The sequence below is a fragment of the Microvirga lenta genome (assembly GCF_020532555.1).
GTDB classification, from domain to species: domain Bacteria; phylum Pseudomonadota; class Alphaproteobacteria; order Rhizobiales; family Beijerinckiaceae; genus Microvirga; species Microvirga lenta.
Genome location: NZ_JAJBBR010000008.1, coordinates 65,154 through 82,177 on the forward strand (window position 1 = coordinate 65,154; position 17,024 = coordinate 82,177).

The window sequence follows — 17,024 nt, forward strand, 5'->3', positions numbered from 1 at the left end:
GCATGCTTATCGGCGCAACGCTCGGCACCTATTTCTCACGGCAGTTTCTGAAGACTATTTTCCTGGTCTTCGCAACGGTCTTCGCCCTCGTCTACACCCTCGATTTCGTGGAGCTGATGCGCCGGGCCGGCGATACGGAGGGAGCCACGGCCCCTCTCATGGCCCAGCTGGCCCTCTTCCGGACGCCGGCCATCGCCGAGCAGGTCATGCCGTTCGCCGTTCTCTTCGGAAGCATGGCCACCCTCCTGCAGCTCAGCCGCAAGCTCGAACTGGTCATCGCCCGGGCCGCCGGGATCTCGGCGTGGCAGTTCCTGCAGCCGGGCCTGTTCGTGGCGCTGGCGATGGGCATCCTTTCCGTAACGGTCTACAATCCTGTCTCCGCATTCCTGAAGCAGCAGGCCTCCGACATGGAGGCGAAGGTCTTCAGCAATCCCGTGCAAAGCAGGGACAAGCCGATCTGGATTCGGCAGAAGAGCCTCGACGGGCAGGCGATCTTCCGCGCCGAGGGAGCGCTCCAGGATTCCACGACGATCACCGGCGTCACCGTCTACGCCTTCGACAATTCGGGTGCCTTCAGCCAGCGAATCGAGGCCAAGGAGGCGACCCTTCACGAGGGCTACTGGGAGCTCAAGGAAGCCAGGGTCCTGAGCGCGACGGAGGAGCCGCATTCCTATGACCGGTACCAGGTTTCCTCCAGCCTCCAGCCTTCAGAGGTCAGGCAGAGCTTCACCAATCCCGACGCGGTCCCCTTCTGGAACCTGAAGGAAACGATCGACCGCCTGGAGCAGGCCGACATCAACACGACGGCCTATCGCCTGCATTACGACATCCTTCTCGCCCGCCCCCTTCTCTTCATCGCGATGGTTTTCGTAGCGGCATCGGTGTCGTTAAGATTCTTTCGATTTGGCGGTGTAGCGATGATGGTTCTGGGTGGCGTCGCCGCCGGCTTCATGCTTTATGTCGCGACGGAGCTTATGGCGGAGCTTGGGGCGGCCGGAATCATCAGTTCGGTTGTCGCCGCCTGGTTCCCTGCTGTAGTAGGCAGTTTGTTAGGGACTCTGGCGTTGTTGTACCAAGAGGACGGCTGACCGTTCTCGACAAAGGGGCGCGGTAGGGGAGTAGGCATGGAACGGTTCACGACAACGATCGCAACGTCTGCGGTCGCGATGGCGCTCCTTTGTGCCGTCGGGTCTGAGCCTGCGCTTGCCCAGTCCCTCAACGACGCCATCAGCGCGCGGGCGCAGTCCGGCTCGGGCCAGGACCGCCTCCTCGTCGATGCCAACGAGATCATCTACAACAACGACAACAACACCATCGCGGCCTCCGGCGATGTTCAGATGAACTATCAGGGCCGGACCCTGCAGGCCGATCGCGTCACCTACGACCGGAACACCGGGCGGGTTTTTGCCGAGGGCAATGCGAGGCTGACCGATTCGAGCGGCGCCGTCGTGACCGGCGACCGTTTCGAACTGACGGACGACTTCAAGAACGGCTTCATCAACTCGCTTCGGGTCGTCCAGACGGTCGAGGAGAACGGCCGTCCCGTCACGACCCGGTTCTCCGCCCCCCGCGCCGAGCGCTCCGAGGGCGAGACGACCGTTTTCGAGCGCGGCACCTACACCGCCTGCGAACCGTGCAAGGACAATCCGGAAAGGCCGCCGCTCTGGCAGGTCAAGGCCGCCCGGATCATCCACAACAACAGCGAACAGACGATCTATTACGAGGATGCGAGCCTCGAAATTCTCGGGTTGCCCGTCGCCTATCTGCCCTATTTCTGGACCCCCGATCCGACGGTCAAGCGCAAGACGGGCTTCCTGTCCCCGCGCTACGTCTATTCGAGTTCTCTCGGCATCGGCGCGTCGATCCCGTTCTTCTGGGCCATCGCACCCAACTACGATCTCACGGTCACACCGACCATCCTGAGCCGCCAGGGCGTGCTCGGGGAGGTCGAGTGGCGGCACCGTCTGGAGAACGGCGCGTATAACATCCGCGCCGCCGGCATCTTCCAGCGTGACGGGGACGCATTTCTCAGCAGCCCCTACGGGGCGGGCGACCGGGATGCGCGCGGCTCGCTGGAATCCACGGGTCTCTTCTACATCAACGAACGCTGGAAATGGGGCTGGGACGTCGCCCTGCTCTCGGACAAATGGTTCCTGCAGAACTACCGGATCCGCAGCGAAAGCCTCAGCTCGCTGTATGCCAAGGAATCGATTTCGACTCTTTACCTGCAGGGTCAAGGCGACCGTTCGTTCTTCGATGTCCGGGGGTACTATTTCCAGGGCCTCTCGACGAGCGACTGGCAGAAACAGCAGCCTGTCGTGCATCCTGTCCTCGACTATAACAAGCGCATCACCCCGGCCGGGATCGGCGGCGAATTCGCGATCGACGTGAACGTGACGAGCCTCTCTCGCGAGGCCGCTCAGTTTCAGAGTCTGACGAGCCAGAAGGGCTATCTCTTCGGTCAGTACGAGACCTGCGCCGTCTATGACCCGGAATCGTGCCTCGTTCGCGGCATCAGCGGTTCCATGTCGCGCGCTTCGGTCAACCTGTCCTGGCGTCGCGAATTCATCGATCCCATCGGGCAGGTTTGGACGCCGTTCACCTATTTCCGCGCCGATTCCTTCTGGATCGCCCCGGACTTCAACGGCTATCCGAACATCGAACTGTCGAACTTCATCGGCGGCGACGACGATTTCCTCTTCCGGGCCATGCCGGCTGTCGGCCTCGAGTACCGGTTCCCGTTCGTGGCCGATATCGGCACCTCGGGTACGCAGATCATCGAACCGATCGCCCAGATCGTTGCCCGGCCCAACGAGACTCGAATCGGACATCTGCCGAACGAGGACGCGCAGAGCCTCGTCTTCGAGGACAGCTCTCTGTTCGATTGGGATAAGTTCTCCGGCTATGACCGTGCGGAAGGCGGTGTGCGCGCCAATCTCGGCCTCCAGTACACTGTCACAGGCGCGGAAGGCTTCTATGCCAACCTACTGTTCGGCCAGTCCTTCCAAGTGGCGGGGCGCAATTCCTTCCGACAGGGAGATCTTGCGAATGTCGGCCCGGCCTCCGGCTTGGAATCCCGTGCATCGGACTATGTCGGCCGTTTCCAGCTCAAGCCGAACAACAATTTCTCGTTCGTGACCCGTGCCCGGTTCGATCAGGAGGATTTCAGCCTCAACCGCTTCGAAGCCGGCGTCACTGCGAACTTCGATCCCTACCTGCCGATCTCTGCGTCGCTCACCTATGCCCGATATGCGGCCCAGCCCGAGATCGGCTTCAATCATCGCCGCGAAGGCCTCCAAGCCTCTGCGCGGTGGAATATCACTCCGAACTGGTACGTCTCAGGCTCGGTCCTCTTGGATCTCGACCGTTATCTCCTCGCCCGCGATCTTTACGCTGCCCAGTACGCCGTGGACCCTGTGAATGCCGTCTACAATCGCACGGATTCGGCCTATGTCAGCTCCTTGGGCCTCGGCATCGGCTACATCGACGAGTGCACGACCTTCTCGGTCAACTACTCCGTGGCACCGCGCGACACGGCTATCACGTCGGGCGAGAGCGAGCGGAACCATACCGTGCTGCTGCGGCTCGAACTGCGGACGCTCGGTGAGGTCACGCTCAATCAGAATCTCGGCAACGAAGCCGGACAAGAAGGCGTTGCCGCCCAGTGATGGACGCGGACGGACGGCCGCTCCTCGTCACCCAGGGCGATCCGGCCGGCATTGGGCCTGAACTGACCCTCAAGGCATGGCTCCAACGGAAGGAGGCGCGCCTTCCGGCTTTCGCGGTCCTGGCCGATCCCGATCACTTGAACGGACTTGCCTCCAGATTGGGATGGAACATCCCCATCGTGCCGGTCCGTCCCGCCGAGGCTGTGGCCGCCTTCGATGGCGCCCTGCCCGTCATCCCTCTGAGTACCACCGTCAAAGCCAGCTCGGGGCAACCCGATCCCGCCTGTGCCCCTTCCGTGATCGAGGCCATCGAGACCGCCGTGCGCCTTGTCCGTAAAGGCGAGGCGCCGGCGCTTGTAACCAATCCCATCGCCAAGCATGTGCTCTACGATGCCGGCTTTCGGCATCCGGGCCACACGGAGTTCCTCGCCGCGCTCGCATCGGAAGGCGGGAGCGAGCCCCCGCATCCCGTCATGATGCTCTGGAGCGATGAACTCGCGGTCGTGCCCGTGACGGTCCATATCCCGGTCTCCTCCGTGCCCTCGGCCCTGACCACGGACCTGATCGTCCGGACCGGCCGCATCGTGGCGCGGGAACTGAAGGAGCGTTTCGGCCTTTCCCATCCGCGACTTGCCTTGGCGGGCCTTAACCCTCACGCAGGGGAGAGCGGGGCCATGGGAATGGAAGACGACCGCATTATCGCGCCTGCCATCGAGATCCTGCGGGCAGACGGCATCGAAGCGGCAGGCCCCCTGCCCGCGGACACGATGTTCCATGCCCGCGCCCGCCAGCGCTACGATGCGGCGCTGGCGATGTACCACGACCAGGCTCTGATCCCGATCAAGACCATCGCGTTCGACGAGGCCGTCAACGTGACGCTGGGGCTTCCCTTCGTGCGCACCTCGCCCGACCATGGAACCGCCTTCGACATCGCCGGCAAGGGCATTGCCCGGCCGGACAGCCTGATGGCGGCCATTCGCCTGGCCGCACGCCTCGGTTCGCGGCGGGATGCGCCATGAGCCAGATCGACGATCTGCCGCCCCTGCGCGAGGTGGTTCGCGCCCATGGCCTCATGGCCAAGAAATCCCTCGGCCAGAACTTTCTCTTCGATCTCAATCTCACCAGCAGGATCGCACGCTCAGCAGGCCCGCTGGAGGATGCCACAATCATCGAAGTCGGCCCGGGTCCGGGCGGGCTGACCCGCGCCATCCTGGCCGCCGGGGCCAAGCGGGTGATCGCCATCGAGCGCGATTCCCGGTGCATGCCGGTCCTCGCGGAGATCGCCGCCCATTATCCGGGCCGGCTCGAAGTCGTCGAAGCGGATGCCCTGGAATTCGATCCCCGGCCCATGGTCGGCAAAGGCACGGTCCGCATCATCTCCAACCTCCCCTACAACGTCGGCACCGCCCTTCTGACCGGCTGGCTCACGACGGAATCCTGGCCGCCCTGGTGGTCGTCGCTCACCCTGATGTTCCAGCGGGAGGTAGCCGAGCGCATCGTGGCCGACGAGAGCGACCCGAAGGATTACGGCCGCCTCGGCGTCCTCTGCGGATGGCGCACGCAGGCCCGCATTCTCTTCGACGTGCCGCCTTCGGCCTTCGTGCCGCCGCCGAAGATCACGTCGAGCGTCGTCCACCTGACGCCGCGGCCGGAGCCCCTGCCCTGTCGCATCGGCGCGCTGGAAGCGGTGACCCGCGCCGCCTTCGGGCAACGGCGCAAGATGCTGCGCCAAAGCCTGAAATCCATCACGCCGGACCCGTCCGCGGTCATTGCGGCAGCGGGCCTGGAAGAGAAGACAAGGGCCGAGAACGTTCCCGTGGAAGGCTATGTCGCCCTCGCGAACGCCTTGGATGACAGCCGGGAACAATGAGCCCCCTAGCCCGGGGTCTCAAGGCGGACAGCACGGTCCCCGGCACAGGCCCGAGACAGCGGCAGGGACGACCTAGCCGACAGGCTCCCCCAGCAACCCGTCGATGAAGCCTTCGAGTTCCACCTGGCGCTCGCGGCGCAGGCGCTCGGCGGCCAGGATGGACTTCAGGTCGCCATAGGTGCGGTCGAGGTCGTCGTTGATCAGCACGTAGTCGTAAGCAGCCCACTGGGCGATCTCGTCGCGGGCGTTGCGCAGGCGGCGGGCGATCACCTCGGGCGTGTCCTCGGCCCGGCGCTCCAGGCGCGCCTTGAGTTCGGCCATCGAGGGCGGCAGGATGAAGACGCTCACCACATCCGCGCGCATCTTCTCGACGATCTGCTTCGTGCCCTGCCAGTCGATGTCGAACATCATGTCCTCGCCTCGGGCGAGGGACTGCTCCACGGGCTTGCGCGGCGTGCCGTAGTAATTGCCGTGAACCTGGGCCCATTCGAGGAGATCGCCCCGGTCCCGCAGCTCCTCGAAATCGGCCACGTCTTCCATGAAATTGTAATGGACGCCGTTGATCTCGGACGGGCGCTTCTGTCGGGTCGTGACGGAGATCGACAGACGGATTCCCCGGTCCTCGCGCACGAGGTTGCGCGTGAGGGTCGACTTGCCCGCCCCCGACGGGGAGGACAGGATCAGGAGAAGACCGCGCCGCTTCAGTTCCACCACACCCGTACTCCCTTGCTACTCGACGTTCTGAACCTGCTCGCGGAATTGTTCGATCACGGCTTTCAGGTCAAGACCGATCCGCGACAGCGAGACGTCGTTGGCCTTGGCGCACAGGGTGTTCGCCTCGCGCCCGAACTCCTGCGCCAGGAAATCGAGCCGCCGCCCCACGGGACCGCCCTCATGCAGCAGCCCCCGCGCGGCATCCACATGCGCCCGCAGCCGGTCCAGCTCCTCGCGGATGTCGGCCCGGGCGGCGATGAGCACCGCTTCCTGGTGAAGCCGGGCCGGATCGAGGGCGGACTTGCCTTCGAGGATCTGGTCGATCTGCGCCTCGAGCCGCGAGCGGATCGCCTCGGGCCGGCGGGCCGGCGCCGCATCGGCCTCGTCCACGAGACGCGCGACGAGATCGAGATGCTGCCCGAGAACTCCCGCGAGCGCCTGGCCCTCGGTCCGACGGGCGGTCTTCAGCGCCTCGATGAGCGAGCCGACGCCGGCCTTCAGTGCCTGTACGAGAGCCTCGTCCTGCCCCGGATCGACGGCATCGTCGTCGAGTTCCACCACGCCGCGAACCGAGAGCAGCCCGTCGAGGGATGCGGGCTGGACGTTCGCGGGAAGCGACAGGCCGCCCACCGCTTCGAGGAGCGATTGCAGCACGTCCTGGTTCACCCGCAGCTTCGGCGCGGAGGAGGCCCTGGTGAGGGAAAGGTTCAACTGGCCCTGCCCGCGGGTGAGCGCCTTCATGATCTGGCCGCGTGCATCCTCGCCGACGGCGTCGAGGCCAGACGGCGTCCGCACGCGGATCTCCAGACCGCGCCCGTTGACGGTCTTGATCTCCCAGGCCCACTGATAGGAACCGGTGATGCCGGCTTCTCGGGCGAAGCCGGTCATGCTCGCAATAGCCATACGCTGAACCTCGGGCGGGATTGAAAAAGTGGCGCGACCATAATGCGCGCCCGCCTCCGCCACAAGCAGCGAAGCCGTCAGGGATCGGACAGGACGGGGACGTTCTTCGGCGAGTTCAGGTCGTAGGACTTGTTCTTGAGAGGATCCTTGTCGGTCCCCTCGCTGGCGTCGAAGCCCCGGGCGCGGCCGGCCGGGAGAGTTCCGCGCGCCACGTTGGTGGAGCCGCGGAGTTCCTGGTTCAGGCTGCCGGACGTACCGGGCGGAACGGCTCCCTCGCTCTCGGGCTCGACCCGATCCACGTCGTCCGGCGTCTCGGCCGCGCGGGCCTTCTCGATCTGGCGCCAGCGGGCGACGTTGCGCTGGTGCTGCTCGTAGGTTTCGGCAAAGGCATGGCCGCCGGAGCCGTCCGCGACGAAGTAGAGATCCTTCGTCCGCGACGGATTGGCGACGGCCTCCAGGGCGGCCCGGCCGGGATTGGCGATGGGCCCCGGAGGCAGTCCCTCGATCACGTAGGTGTTGTAGGGCGTCGCCGCCTCGATCTCGCTGCGCAGGATCCCGCGGCCGAGGGTGCCCTTTCCGCCGACGAGGCCGTACACGATCGTCGGGTCGGATTGCAGCTTCATGCGCTTCATGAGGCGGTTGATGAACACGCCCGCCACGCGGGTACGCTCATCGGCTCGTCCCGTCTCCTTCTCGACGATGGAGGCCAGGATGAGCATTTCCTGCGGGGTCTTGATCGGCAGGTCCGAGGAGCGGCGTTGCCAGATCTGCGTCAGGGCCTGCCGCTGCGCCGCCTGCATGGAATTGATGATCTGCTGGCGGGTCGTGCCGCGCTCGAACTTGTACGTGTCGGGCAGAAGCGTGCCTTCCCGCGGCGTCTCCATGATGTCGCCGGACAGGATCTCGTTCTCGTAGAGGCGCGCCACGATCTGCTCGCTGGTGAGTCCCTCGGGGATCGTGACCGAATGCAGGATGGCCTTGCCCTGGGCCAGGGTGTCGATGGCCTCGCTGATGCTGGTGCCCGCCTTGAACTGGAACTCGCCGGCCTTGAGCTGCCCCCGCTGCCGGCTGACCAGCGCGTAGACCTCGAACAGCAGGGGCTGCTCGATCACGCCTTCCCGCTTGAGGATGTCGGCGATCTCGCCGGTGCCGGTGTTGTGCGGAATCACGACGACCTTGTCGTTCTGCAGCGGTCCGTCAGTGGTCACCTCGCGCTCCAGCATGCCGAAGCCGAAGACGGCCGCGATGGCAAGCGCCACGAACAGGGTCAGGACGCCGCTCAAGATGGACAGGGGCCCGCCCCGGCGGCGGCGCAGGCGCGGCGGCGGCGGCGGGGCCGCCATGGGCTTGATGGCCTCGCTCGGAGATTTGGGAGCGAGGCGCGGCTGCTGCGCTTCCTCTTGGTGCGCTTCGGGCGACGAGATCAGAGTGTGCTTTTTTCTGCCGAACATCACGATGCTTTTCTGGTGCCGATCGGCGAACCTGCCGTCCCTCCGACACCCTAACGGGGATTATGGCGAAAAGCCGTAACGTGTCACCATAACGATCAGGAAACCCGTCGCATCACCAGCGACGCATTGGTGCCGCCGAACCCGAAGGAGTTGGACAGGACCACGTTGATTTCCTTGTTCTTCGCCTTGTGGGGCACGAGGTCGATCGGGGTCTCGACGGACGGATTGTCGAGATTGATCGTGGGCGGCACGACGCCGTCGCGCATCGCCAGGATCGAGAAGATCGCCTCCACCGCGCCGGCGGCGCCCAGGAGATGGCCGATGGCCGACTTGGTCGACGACATGGACAGCTTGCCGGCCGCGTTGCCGACGATGCGCTCGACCGCCTTCAGCTCCAGTTCGTCGCCCAGCGGCGTCGAGGTGCCGTGGGCATTGATGTAGTCGATCTCGGACGCGGAGATTCCGGCGCGCTTGATCGCGGCGGCCATGCAGCGATAGGCCCCGTCTCCGTCCTCGGACGGAGACGTGATGTGATAGGCGTCGCCCGACAGGCCGTAGCCGATGACCTCGGCATAGATCTTGGCGCCGCGCGCCTTGGCGTGCTCGTACTCCTCCAGCACGACGACGCCCGCGCCCTCGCCCATGACGAAGCCGTCACGGTCCTTGTCGTAGGGGCGCGACGCCTTCGTCGGCTCGTCGTTGTAGCCGGTGGACAGGGCGCGGCAGGCCGCGAAGCCGGCGATGGAAAGACGGTTGATGGGCGATTCCGTGCCGCCGGCCACCATCACCTCCGCGTCGCCGAGGGCGATGAGGCGGGCCGCGTCGCCGATGGCGTGCGAGCCGGTGGAACAGGCGGTCACGACCGCGTTGTTGGGGCCCTTGAGGCCGTGCTCGATCGAGACGTAGCCGCCTGCGAGATTGATGAGCCGGCCGGGAATGAAGAACGGCGAGACCCGGCGCGGACCGCGCTCGATGAGGGTCTGGGATGCCTCGTAGATGCCGCCGATGCCGCCGATGCCGGAGCCGATCAGCACGCCGGAAGCGCACTGGTCCTCGTACGTGGTGGGCTTCCAGCCCGCGTCGTCGAGGGCCTGGGTGGCGGCCGCCATCGCATAGACGATGAAGGGATCGACCTTGCGCTGCTCCTTCGGCTCCATCCACTGGTCGGCGTTGAAGGTGCCGTTGGTGCCGTCGCCACGCGGGATCTGGCAGGCGATCTTGCAGGCCAGGTCGTCCACTTCGAAATCGGTGATCCGGTCGGCGCCGCTCTGCCCGTCGCGGATACGGGCCCACGTCTCCTCGACGCCGCAGCCCAGCGGGGTGACCATGCCAAGACCGGTGACGACAACACGCCGCATGATGTTTCCTGCCCTTTGAACAAAATACGGGCGTCGGATGGCAATCCGACGCCCTCGTGGCTTTTTAGGCCGCGTTCTTCTCGAGGAACTTGATCGCGTCGCCGACCGTCACGATGGTCTCCGCCGCGTCGTCCGGGATCTCGACGTTGAACTCTTCTTCGAACGCCATGACGAGCTCGACGGTATCCAGGCTGTCGGCGCCCAGGTCGTCGATGAAGTTGGCATTGTCGGTGACCTTGTCGGCTTCGACGCCCAGGTGCTCGACAACGATCTTCTTCACGCGATCAGCGACGTCACTCATCGTTTTTTCCTCAGTGGCTGCCGCCTCAGGATTGGGCGGATCAAGAAATTGAAATTGGATCAGCTGCTCAGCTGACAACGCTGGAACCGCTAACTTGCGTCGTGCAAAGCCGCATTTTTGAGCGTCGGTCAACCCCTCCGACCAAATCGAGCTCATGATTAACACAAGCTTATCGGCTCTGGCGAGGGGTTCGCGAGCACTCGCAAACAGATTCCGAAAGGGCCGCCAAGCCCTTTTAGAACATGGCCATTCCGCCGTTCACGTGCAGGGTGTGGCCCGTCACGTAGCCGGCTTCCGTCGAAGCGAGATAGACGACGGACGACGCGATTTCGCCGCCCTGGCCGAGGCGGCCCATGGGGATGGTGCCCAGGATTCCCTCGCGCTGCTTTTCGTTGAGAACGTCCGTCATGGGCGACTCGATGAAGCCCGGGGCGACGCAGTTCACGGTGATATTGCGGCTCGCCACCTCCGCCGCAAGGGCCTTGGTCATGCCGATGAGGCCCGCCTTCGAGGCGGCGTAGTTGCCCTGGCCCGGATTGCCGGTGGAGCCCACCACCGAGCCGATATTGACGATGCGGCCGTAGCGGCGGCGTATCATGGTCTTCACGGCCGCCCGCGAGAGGCGGAAGGCGGCGGTCAGGTTCACGGCGAGCACCGTGTCCCACTCGTCGTCCTTCATGCGCATGAAGAGGTTGTCCTTGGTCACGCCCGCGTTGTTGACCAGGATGTCGAGCCCTTCCATGGCCGATTCCGCCGCCGGAACAAGGGCTTCCACCGAGTCCTTGTCGGACAGGTTCGCCTCGACCACGTGGACCCGCTCGCCCAGGGAGGCGGCCAGTTCGTCCAGGGCGGCCCGGCGGGTGCCGGACAGGGTGACGGTCGCGCCCTGCGCGTGCAGCGCGCGGGCGATGGCGCCGCCGATGCCGCCCGTGGCGCCGGTGACGAGAGCCTTGCGGCCGGAAAGATCGAACATGCGAGGTTCCTTATCCTTGCAGGGAAGCTTTGAAGGCGGTCACGTCGTCCGGGGCGCCCAGCGCGGTGGCCGAGGCTCCTGCCGCGATGCGTTTCACGAGTCCGGTCAGCACCTTGCCCGAGCCGACCTCGTAGAACGCTTCGACGCCCTGGGAGGCCATATAGGCCACGCTCTCGCGCCAGCGCACCGTTCCCGTGACCTGACGGACCAGGGCGTCGCGGATGGCGTCGGGATCGCCGATGGGAGCCGCCTCCACGTTCGCCACCACTGGCACGACCGGCGCATGGACCGTCACCCTGGCCAGCGCCTCGCGCATGGCGTCGGCGGCGGGCTGCATGAGGGCGCAATGGAAGGGGGCGGACACGGCCAGCATCACGGCGCGCTTGGCGCCCTTCTCCTGGGCGATGGCGACGGCGCGCTCGACCGCCGATTTATGGCCCGAGACCACGACCTGCGCCCCGCCGTTGTCGTTGGCCGCGTCGCAGACCTCGCCTTGAGCCGCCGCGCGGGCGACCTCGAGGGCGGCATCGTATTCGAGGCCCAGCAGCGCCGCCATGGCGCCCTGCCCGACCGGCACCGCCTCCTGCATGGCATTGCCGCGAATCCGCAGCAGCCGGGCCGTGTCGGCGATCGTGAGGCTGCCGGCGGCGGCCAGGGCCGAGTACTCGCCCAGGGAGTGGCCGGCCACGAAGGCGGCATCCCTCCCGAGGTCGAGTCCGGCCTCGGCCTCCAGCACCCGGACCATGGCCAGGCTCACGGCCATCAGGGCCGGCTGGGTGTTGGCGGTCAGGGTCAGCTCGTCCGCAGGCCCCTCCCACATGATGGCCGAGAGCTTCTGCGACAGCGCCTCGTCCACCTCGTCGAAGACCGCTTTCGCCTGAGGAAACGTCTCGGCGAGGGCCTTGCCCATGCCGACCGACTGACTTCCCTGCCCCGGGAAGATGAATGCGCGCTTCATCGAGAGCCGCCCTTTCACTGGAAACCGGGCGCCGACTCGCACCCGGACGCGCGCGAGTCAAGGCGAAGAGCGCGCTCCCTCGCACTTGGACTGTTCATAGCTCCAGGCGCCGCCATCGTCCAAACAGGCGTCGATCATCCCGGATTCGGTGAAATTGCTCCAGAACCAGACCACCGCCCAGAACGAAGCCAGGGCCAGCAGGATCAGCACGTGCCATCTCAGGCGCTCATTCAAAAAGTACCTCCTCATGGAGCCCTCCAGATTTGACCTTAGGGAAGATTGCCTAACGTCACGCTTGGCCGGGGTGCGGCGGCGCACTCCCGAAGCGCAAAAGGCACGGGTTCTCGGGCTCCGGGCGTGCTGCGCGGAACCGTGTGGCAGTCGAGGGGGCGCGAGGAGCGAACCGGCTCGAAGGGTGGTGGTGATGGAGAAGAGCCGGATGGCCCCTCGCGCACGGTTCTTTTCAGGCGTTCAGGCGGCGCTGGTCCGTGAACGGCCGCAGGCGGACGCCGCACGCCTGGTGCGGCCGGGCCTGCGACCCGCTCCGGCCCCAGGGCGGGTGCCTGGGCCTCCTGCCGCACGGGGTAGCGTCGCCCCGTGCGCAGGACCGTGCCCGGTCCCACAATCACGACGCCTCGCGAGCGCGCCCCTCGGAGGACCGGACAGGAACGATATAGCTTAGCTTGGTGCGGCCGTCAAGAACAAAATGGGAACGTTTCTGCCGATGCTGCGGTGTCTCGCCGGCGCATGAAGGCGCGTGCCACTCACCTGTCATTCCGGGGCCGCGCAGCGGAGCCCGGAACCCATAAACTCGACAGGTTCAAGAAAAGACTGTGAGCGCTTCGCTTCATCCTGCGCCGTCAGCGGCTATGGGTTCCGGGCTCGGCTCTAGCGAGCCGCCCCGGAATGACGGGCGTGGGAGCACCCCAGCGCTGCTTGAGGGCGTGGATGGCCGGGACAGGCCCGGCCATGACGGAGGTGGAGCCGACCTGCTCTCCTCCCCCTTGTGGGGAGGAGGTGGAGGTGGGGGTGTGAGCGCCGTCCTTGGTTCCAGTCCTGCGCTCACACCCCCACCCTGGCCCTCCCCACAAGGGGGAGGGAATGGCGGTGCGCCATCACCGCCAAATCCTACAGCGGTCTCATCCTCCCCCCTCATCCTGAGGAGCCACGCCAGCGGCGTCTCGAAGGAGGCTCGAGCGCATTCCGGAAGCCGTACGGCGCCCGCGGGTGCCCCCTGCCCCGGCCAGGAGAGCCTTCCCCTTGTCTTCCTGCCACTTACGGTGTATCCAGCCCGTCTTCCGATATTTTCGAACCTCAAGAAGGAGCCTCTTCATGGCTCGTGTGACCGTCGAAGACTGCATCGACAAGGTCGACAACCGGTTTGAGCTCGTGCTGCTCGCCAGCCATCGGGCGCGCCTGATCTCGTCTGGTTCGCCGCTCACCATCGACCGCGACCGCGACAAGAACCCCGTGGTGGCGCTGCGCGAGATCGCCGAGCAGACCATCGCTCCCGACGACCTGAAGGAGCAGCTCATCCATTCGATGCAGAAATACGTCGAAGTGGACGAGCCCGAAGCGGAGGCCGTTCCGCTGCTCGGCAACACCGCCGCCGCCGCCTCGGCCAGCAAGGACAACGACACGGACGTCCAGTTCGACCGCATGAGCGAGGAAGACCTCCTCCGCGGCCTGGAGGGCCTCGTTCCTCCGAGCAGCAGCGCGGACGACGACGACCGCGAGTAAGCCCGACGACAAAAAATTTCTCGAAAAGCCCGGCTCCAGGCCGGGCTTTTTCGTTAACAGCAGGTGAGGCAATCGCGAGCCTTGCGGTTCTGCTCTGTTCCACAATATCTTTTTAACTTCAGCCGCCTAAACCGTTTTGGAAAGGAGATGGCCGCCGAATGATGCGCCAGTACGAACTTGTCGAGCGGGTCAAGCGCTACAACCCCTCGGCCGACGAGGCGCTTCTCAACCGCGCTTACGTGTACGCCATGATGGCGCACGGCAACCAGAAGCGCGCATCCGGCGACCTGTTCTTCGGCCATCCCCTCGAAGTCGCGGCCATCCTGACCGAGCTGAAGCTCGACGACGCCACCATCGCGGCCGCCGTGCTCCACGACACGGTGGAGGACACCGAGGCGACTCTCGACGAGATCAACAAGACCTTCGGCCCCCAGATCGGCGCCCTCGTGGACGGCCTCACCAAGATCAAGCGGCTCGACCTCGTGTCGAAGCGGGCGGCCCAGGGCGAGAATTTCCGCAAGCTGCTTTTGGCCATCGCGGACGATGTGCGCGTCCTCCTGGTGAAGCTCGCCGACCGGCTTCACAACATGCGCACGCTCCAGTTCATGACGCCGGAGAAGCGCAAGCGCATCGCCGAGGAGACCCTCGAGATCTATGCCCCGCTCGCCGGGCGCATGGGTATCCAGGAGATGCGCGAGGAGCTGGAGGACCTGTCGTTCCAGAACCTCGACCCCGAGGCCTACGAGGCGATCAACCGCCATCTCCACGAACTGACCCTCAAGAGCGAGAAGCTGGTCGAGGAGATCGAGCAGGACCTGACCGCCAAGCTGAAGGCCCAGGGCATCGAGGCGAGCGTCAGCGGACGCCAGAAGCGCCCTTATTCGATCTGGCGCAAGATGGAGCGCAAATCGGTCTCCTTCGAGCAGCTCTCCGACATCTTCGGCTTCCGCATCATCGTGGACACCGTCGACGAGTGCTACCGGACCCTCGGCGTCGTGCACACCTCCTGGCCGATGGTGCCCGGGCGCTACAAGGACTACATCTCGACGCCCAAGCAGAACGACTACCGCTCGATCCACACCACGGTGATCGGCCCCGGCAGCCAGCGCGTCGAGCTGCAGATCCGCACCCTGGAGATGGACGAGGTGGCGGAATACGGCATCGCCGCCCATGCCCTCTACAAGGAGGGCATCAACGGCAATTCCCGCCTCGCCAACGAGAGCCGCGCCTATCAGTGGCTTCGCCGCACCATCGACCTGCTGGCCGAGGGCGACAATCCGGAAGAGTTCCTCGAGCACACCAAGCTCGAACTGTTCCACGACCAGGTCTTCTGCTTCACCCCGAAGGGCCGCCTCATCGCCCTGCCGCGCGGGGCGACGCCCATCGACTTCGCCTATGCGGTCCACACGGATGTCGGCAACACCGCCGTCGGCTGCAAGATCAACGGCCGCATGTCCCCGCTCCTGACGGAACTGCAGAACGGCGACGAGGTCGAGATCATCCGCGCCGAGGGGCAGACCCCTCCGGCCGCCTGGGAATCCCTCGTCGTCACCGGCAAGGCCCGCGCCTCGATCCGCCGCGCAACCCGCGCCGCCGTGCGGCGGCAATATACGGGCCTCGGCCACCAGATCCTGGAGCGCGCCTTCGAGCGCGCCAACCGCCCCTTCTCCGACGAGAAGCTGAAGGGCGCCCTGCCCCGCCTGGCCCGCGCCTCCATGGAGGACGTGCTGGCCGCGGTCGGCCGGGGCGAGATGTTTTCGGGCGACGTGGTCCGGGCCGTCTATCCCGACTACAAGGACGAGCGCCGGGCGGGAGCGGACGGCCAGTCGGCCAAGCCCAACGGCGCGGCGAAGGACGGGTCGGGGGATCACGCATCGGGTGGCATCCCGATCCGCGGCCTCAACCCGGACATGCCGATCCGCTTCTCGCCGGAAGGCGGCGCCGTGCCGGGCGACCGGATCGTGGGCATTCTCACCCCCGGCGAAGGCGTGACCATCTATCCGATCCAGTCCCCCTCCCTGGCCGCCTACGACAACGAACCGGACCGCTGGATCGACGTGCGCTGGGACCTGGAAACCCACGATCCGCAGCGGTTCCCGGCCCGCATCAAGCTGCAGTCGATCAACGAGCCGGGCTCCCTCGCCCAGATCGCCCAGGTGATCGCCGATCACGACGGCAACATCGACAACGTGGCGATGAAGCGCCGGACCCAGGACTTCACCGACGTCACCATCGACCTGACGGTGTGGGACCTGAAGCACCTCAACGCCATCATCGCGGAGCTGCGCGCCAAGCGCGTGGTGAGCCGCGTCGACCGAGTCACCGGATAGCCAGAGCATGAGCCGCAAGCCCCGCATCGCCGTCATCATGGACGAGAACACCAGCGTCGACGGCACGCGCTACGACACGTCCAAGAGCTATTTCGCCGCCATACACCGCGCCGGAGGCCTCCCGTTCGGCATCCCGTACCTGGCGGATCTGGTCGCCCCGGTGGTCGAGGAGTTCGACGGCTTCCTGAGCGTGGGCGGCCGGATCGGCTTTCCCGAGGCCTGGTATGTGGACGGCGACCGCTCGCAATACCAACGGTCCGACCGCCTCGCCGTCGAGCAGGCGCTGATGGAGGGCTTCCTCGCACGGGACAAGGCGGTTCTCGGCATCTGCAACGGCATGCAGATGCTCGGATGCCTTCATGGCTGCCGCATGGTGTCCGACGTGCATGCCTCGTGGCCCGGCGCGCTCAACCACGACAAGCGGGACTTGCTCCATGACGTGACCATTCGGAGCGGCACGAAGCTGGCCGGGCTTGTCGGAGCGGAGACGTTCGAGGTGAACACCTTCCACCGGGAGGCCCTCGTCGAAGTGTCGGACGGCGTCGTCGCCGCCGCGCACGGCCCCGACGGCGTCATCGAGGCGATCGAGGTTCCCGGCCGGTCCTTCGCTCTCGGCCTGCAATGGCACCCGGAAAAGTTCGCGTCCGCCGATCATCCCGGCACGCGTGTGTTCGACGCCTTCGTGCAGGCGGCACGCCGCACGGACTGACCGCGGCGCCGGGAAAAGCACGCCCGGAGGCGTGAATTCTTTCCCCTCG

Annotated in this window: 15 protein-coding genes; 7 read left to right on the top strand and 8 right to left on the bottom strand. The window is 65.9% G+C overall.

The window, feature by feature from the left end:
- Positions 1-2 precede the first annotated feature (2 nt).
- From lptG to rsmA, 4 genes are read left to right on the top strand one after another with little or no spacing between them, the layout of a single operon-like run.
- Positions 3-1,088 carry an LPS export ABC transporter permease LptG gene (gene lptG, locus LGR44_RS13025; RefSeq protein ID WP_226741130.1) on the top strand — a complete coding sequence of 362 codons (1,086 nt, stop codon included), beginning with the start codon at positions 3-5 and terminating at the stop codon, positions 1,086-1,088.
- A 36-nt stretch (positions 1,089-1,124) separates the two neighbouring features.
- Positions 1,125-3,668, top strand: a complete 2,544-nt coding sequence (locus LGR44_RS13030; protein WP_226741131.1) for an LPS-assembly protein LptD — start codon at positions 1,125-1,127, stop codon at positions 3,666-3,668.
- Positions 3,668-4,687, top strand: a complete 1,020-nt coding sequence (gene pdxA, locus LGR44_RS13035; RefSeq protein ID WP_226741462.1) for a 4-hydroxythreonine-4-phosphate dehydrogenase PdxA — start codon at positions 3,668-3,670, stop codon at positions 4,685-4,687. Before LGR44_RS13030 ends, pdxA begins: the two co-directional genes overlap by 1 nt.
- Positions 4,684-5,538: a 16S rRNA (adenine(1518)-N(6)/adenine(1519)-N(6))-dimethyltransferase RsmA gene (gene rsmA / locus LGR44_RS13040; protein WP_226741132.1), complete on the top strand. Its 855-nt coding sequence runs from the start codon at positions 4,684-4,686 to the stop codon at positions 5,536-5,538. The genes pdxA and rsmA overlap by 4 nt, the downstream gene beginning before the upstream one ends.
- A gap of 72 nt (positions 5,539-5,610) precedes the next feature.
- On the opposite strand, the gene gmk is transcribed toward rsmA, so the two are convergent.
- The 8 genes from gmk to LGR44_RS13080 form a co-directional block, all read right to left on the bottom strand.
- Positions 5,611-6,252, bottom strand: a complete 642-nt coding sequence (gene gmk / locus LGR44_RS13045; protein ID WP_226741133.1) for a guanylate kinase — start codon at positions 6,250-6,252, stop codon at positions 5,611-5,613.
- A gap of 15 nt (positions 6,253-6,267) precedes the next feature.
- The gene (locus tag LGR44_RS13050; RefSeq protein WP_226741134.1) at positions 6,268-7,155 is read right to left on the bottom strand and encodes a YicC/YloC family endoribonuclease; all 888 of its coding nucleotides are present in this window, start codon (positions 7,153-7,155) and stop codon (positions 6,268-6,270) included.
- Between the two features lie 77 nt (positions 7,156-7,232).
- Entirely contained in the window at positions 7,233-8,606 is a 1,374-nt protein-coding gene (gene mltG, locus LGR44_RS13055; protein WP_226741135.1) for an endolytic transglycosylase MltG, read from the bottom strand.
- Between the two features lie 95 nt (positions 8,607-8,701).
- Positions 8,702-9,964 carry a beta-ketoacyl-ACP synthase II gene (gene fabF / locus LGR44_RS13060; protein ID WP_226741136.1) on the bottom strand — a complete coding sequence of 421 codons (1,263 nt, stop codon included), beginning with the start codon at positions 9,962-9,964 and terminating at the stop codon, positions 8,702-8,704.
- Between the two features lie 64 nt (positions 9,965-10,028).
- A complete protein-coding gene (locus LGR44_RS13065; protein ID WP_114185050.1) occupies positions 10,029-10,265 on the bottom strand; it encodes an acyl carrier protein in 237 nt (78 codons plus the stop codon).
- A 235-nt stretch (positions 10,266-10,500) separates the two neighbouring features.
- Positions 10,501-11,238, bottom strand: a complete 738-nt coding sequence (gene fabG, locus LGR44_RS13070; RefSeq protein ID WP_226741137.1) for a 3-oxoacyl-[acyl-carrier-protein] reductase — start codon at positions 11,236-11,238, stop codon at positions 10,501-10,503.
- A gap of 10 nt (positions 11,239-11,248) precedes the next feature.
- The gene (gene fabD, locus LGR44_RS13075) at positions 11,249-12,196 is read right to left on the bottom strand and encodes an ACP S-malonyltransferase (RefSeq protein ID WP_226741138.1); all 948 of its coding nucleotides are present in this window, start codon (positions 12,194-12,196) and stop codon (positions 11,249-11,251) included.
- A gap of 57 nt (positions 12,197-12,253) precedes the next feature.
- Positions 12,254-12,406, bottom strand: coding sequence for a hypothetical protein (locus LGR44_RS13080; RefSeq protein ID WP_226741139.1), 153 nt, complete (start codon positions 12,404-12,406; stop codon positions 12,254-12,256).
- A gap of 1,122 nt (positions 12,407-13,528) precedes the next feature.
- On the opposite strand from LGR44_RS13080, the gene rpoZ reads away from it, so the two are divergent.
- The 3 genes from rpoZ to LGR44_RS13095 all read left to right on the top strand — a co-directional run bounded on the left by rpoZ (position 13,529) and on the right by LGR44_RS13095 (position 16,975).
- Positions 13,529-13,936 (top strand): DNA-directed RNA polymerase subunit omega, encoded by a 408-nt coding sequence (gene rpoZ / locus LGR44_RS13085; RefSeq protein ID WP_226741140.1) that lies wholly within the window; start codon positions 13,529-13,531, stop codon positions 13,934-13,936.
- A 158-nt stretch (positions 13,937-14,094) separates the two neighbouring features.
- Positions 14,095-16,266 (top strand): RelA/SpoT family protein, encoded by a 2,172-nt coding sequence (locus LGR44_RS13090; protein WP_226741141.1) that lies wholly within the window; start codon positions 14,095-14,097, stop codon positions 16,264-16,266.
- Positions 16,267-16,273: 7 nt separating this feature from the next.
- Positions 16,274-16,975: a gamma-glutamyl-gamma-aminobutyrate hydrolase family protein gene (locus tag LGR44_RS13095; protein WP_226741142.1), complete on the top strand. Its 702-nt coding sequence runs from the start codon at positions 16,274-16,276 to the stop codon at positions 16,973-16,975.
- Positions 16,976-17,024 lie beyond the last annotated feature (49 nt).

Excerpts from the sequence above, each read along its gene's own strand:
- LGR44_RS13095 (WP_226741142.1), top strand. The coding sequence starts at position 16,274 with ATGAGCCGCAAGCCCCGCATCGCCGTCATCATGGACGAGAACACCAGC.
- rsmA (WP_226741132.1), top strand. The coding sequence starts at position 4,684 with ATGAGCCAGATCGACGATCTGCCGCCCCTGCGCGAGGTGGTTCGCGCC.
- lptG (WP_226741130.1), top strand. The coding sequence starts at position 3 with ATGCTTATCGGCGCAACGCTCGGCACCTATTTCTCACGGCAGTTTCTG.
- LGR44_RS13065 (WP_114185050.1), bottom strand. The coding sequence starts at position 10,265 with ATGAGTGACGTCGCTGATCGCGTGAAGAAGATCGTTGTCGAGCACCTG.
- LGR44_RS13050 (WP_226741134.1), bottom strand. The coding sequence starts at position 7,155 with ATGGCTATTGCGAGCATGACCGGCTTCGCCCGAGAAGCCGGCATCACC.
- mltG (WP_226741135.1), bottom strand. The coding sequence starts at position 8,606 with ATGTTCGGCAGAAAAAAGCACACTCTGATCTCGTCGCCCGAAGCGCAC.
- fabG (WP_226741137.1), bottom strand. The coding sequence starts at position 11,238 with ATGTTCGATCTTTCCGGCCGCAAGGCTCTCGTCACCGGCGCCACGGGC.
- pdxA (WP_226741462.1), top strand. The coding sequence starts at position 3,668 with ATGGACGCGGACGGACGGCCGCTCCTCGTCACCCAGGGCGATCCGGCC.
- rpoZ (WP_226741140.1), top strand. The coding sequence starts at position 13,529 with ATGGCTCGTGTGACCGTCGAAGACTGCATCGACAAGGTCGACAACCGG.
- fabF (WP_226741136.1), bottom strand. The coding sequence starts at position 9,964 with ATGCGGCGTGTTGTCGTCACCGGTCTTGGCATGGTCACCCCGCTGGGC.
- LGR44_RS13030 (WP_226741131.1), top strand. The coding sequence starts at position 1,125 with ATGGAACGGTTCACGACAACGATCGCAACGTCTGCGGTCGCGATGGCG.
- fabD (WP_226741138.1), bottom strand. The coding sequence starts at position 12,196 with ATGAAGCGCGCATTCATCTTCCCGGGGCAGGGAAGTCAGTCGGTCGGC.
- LGR44_RS13090 (WP_226741141.1), top strand. The coding sequence starts at position 14,095 with ATGATGCGCCAGTACGAACTTGTCGAGCGGGTCAAGCGCTACAACCCC.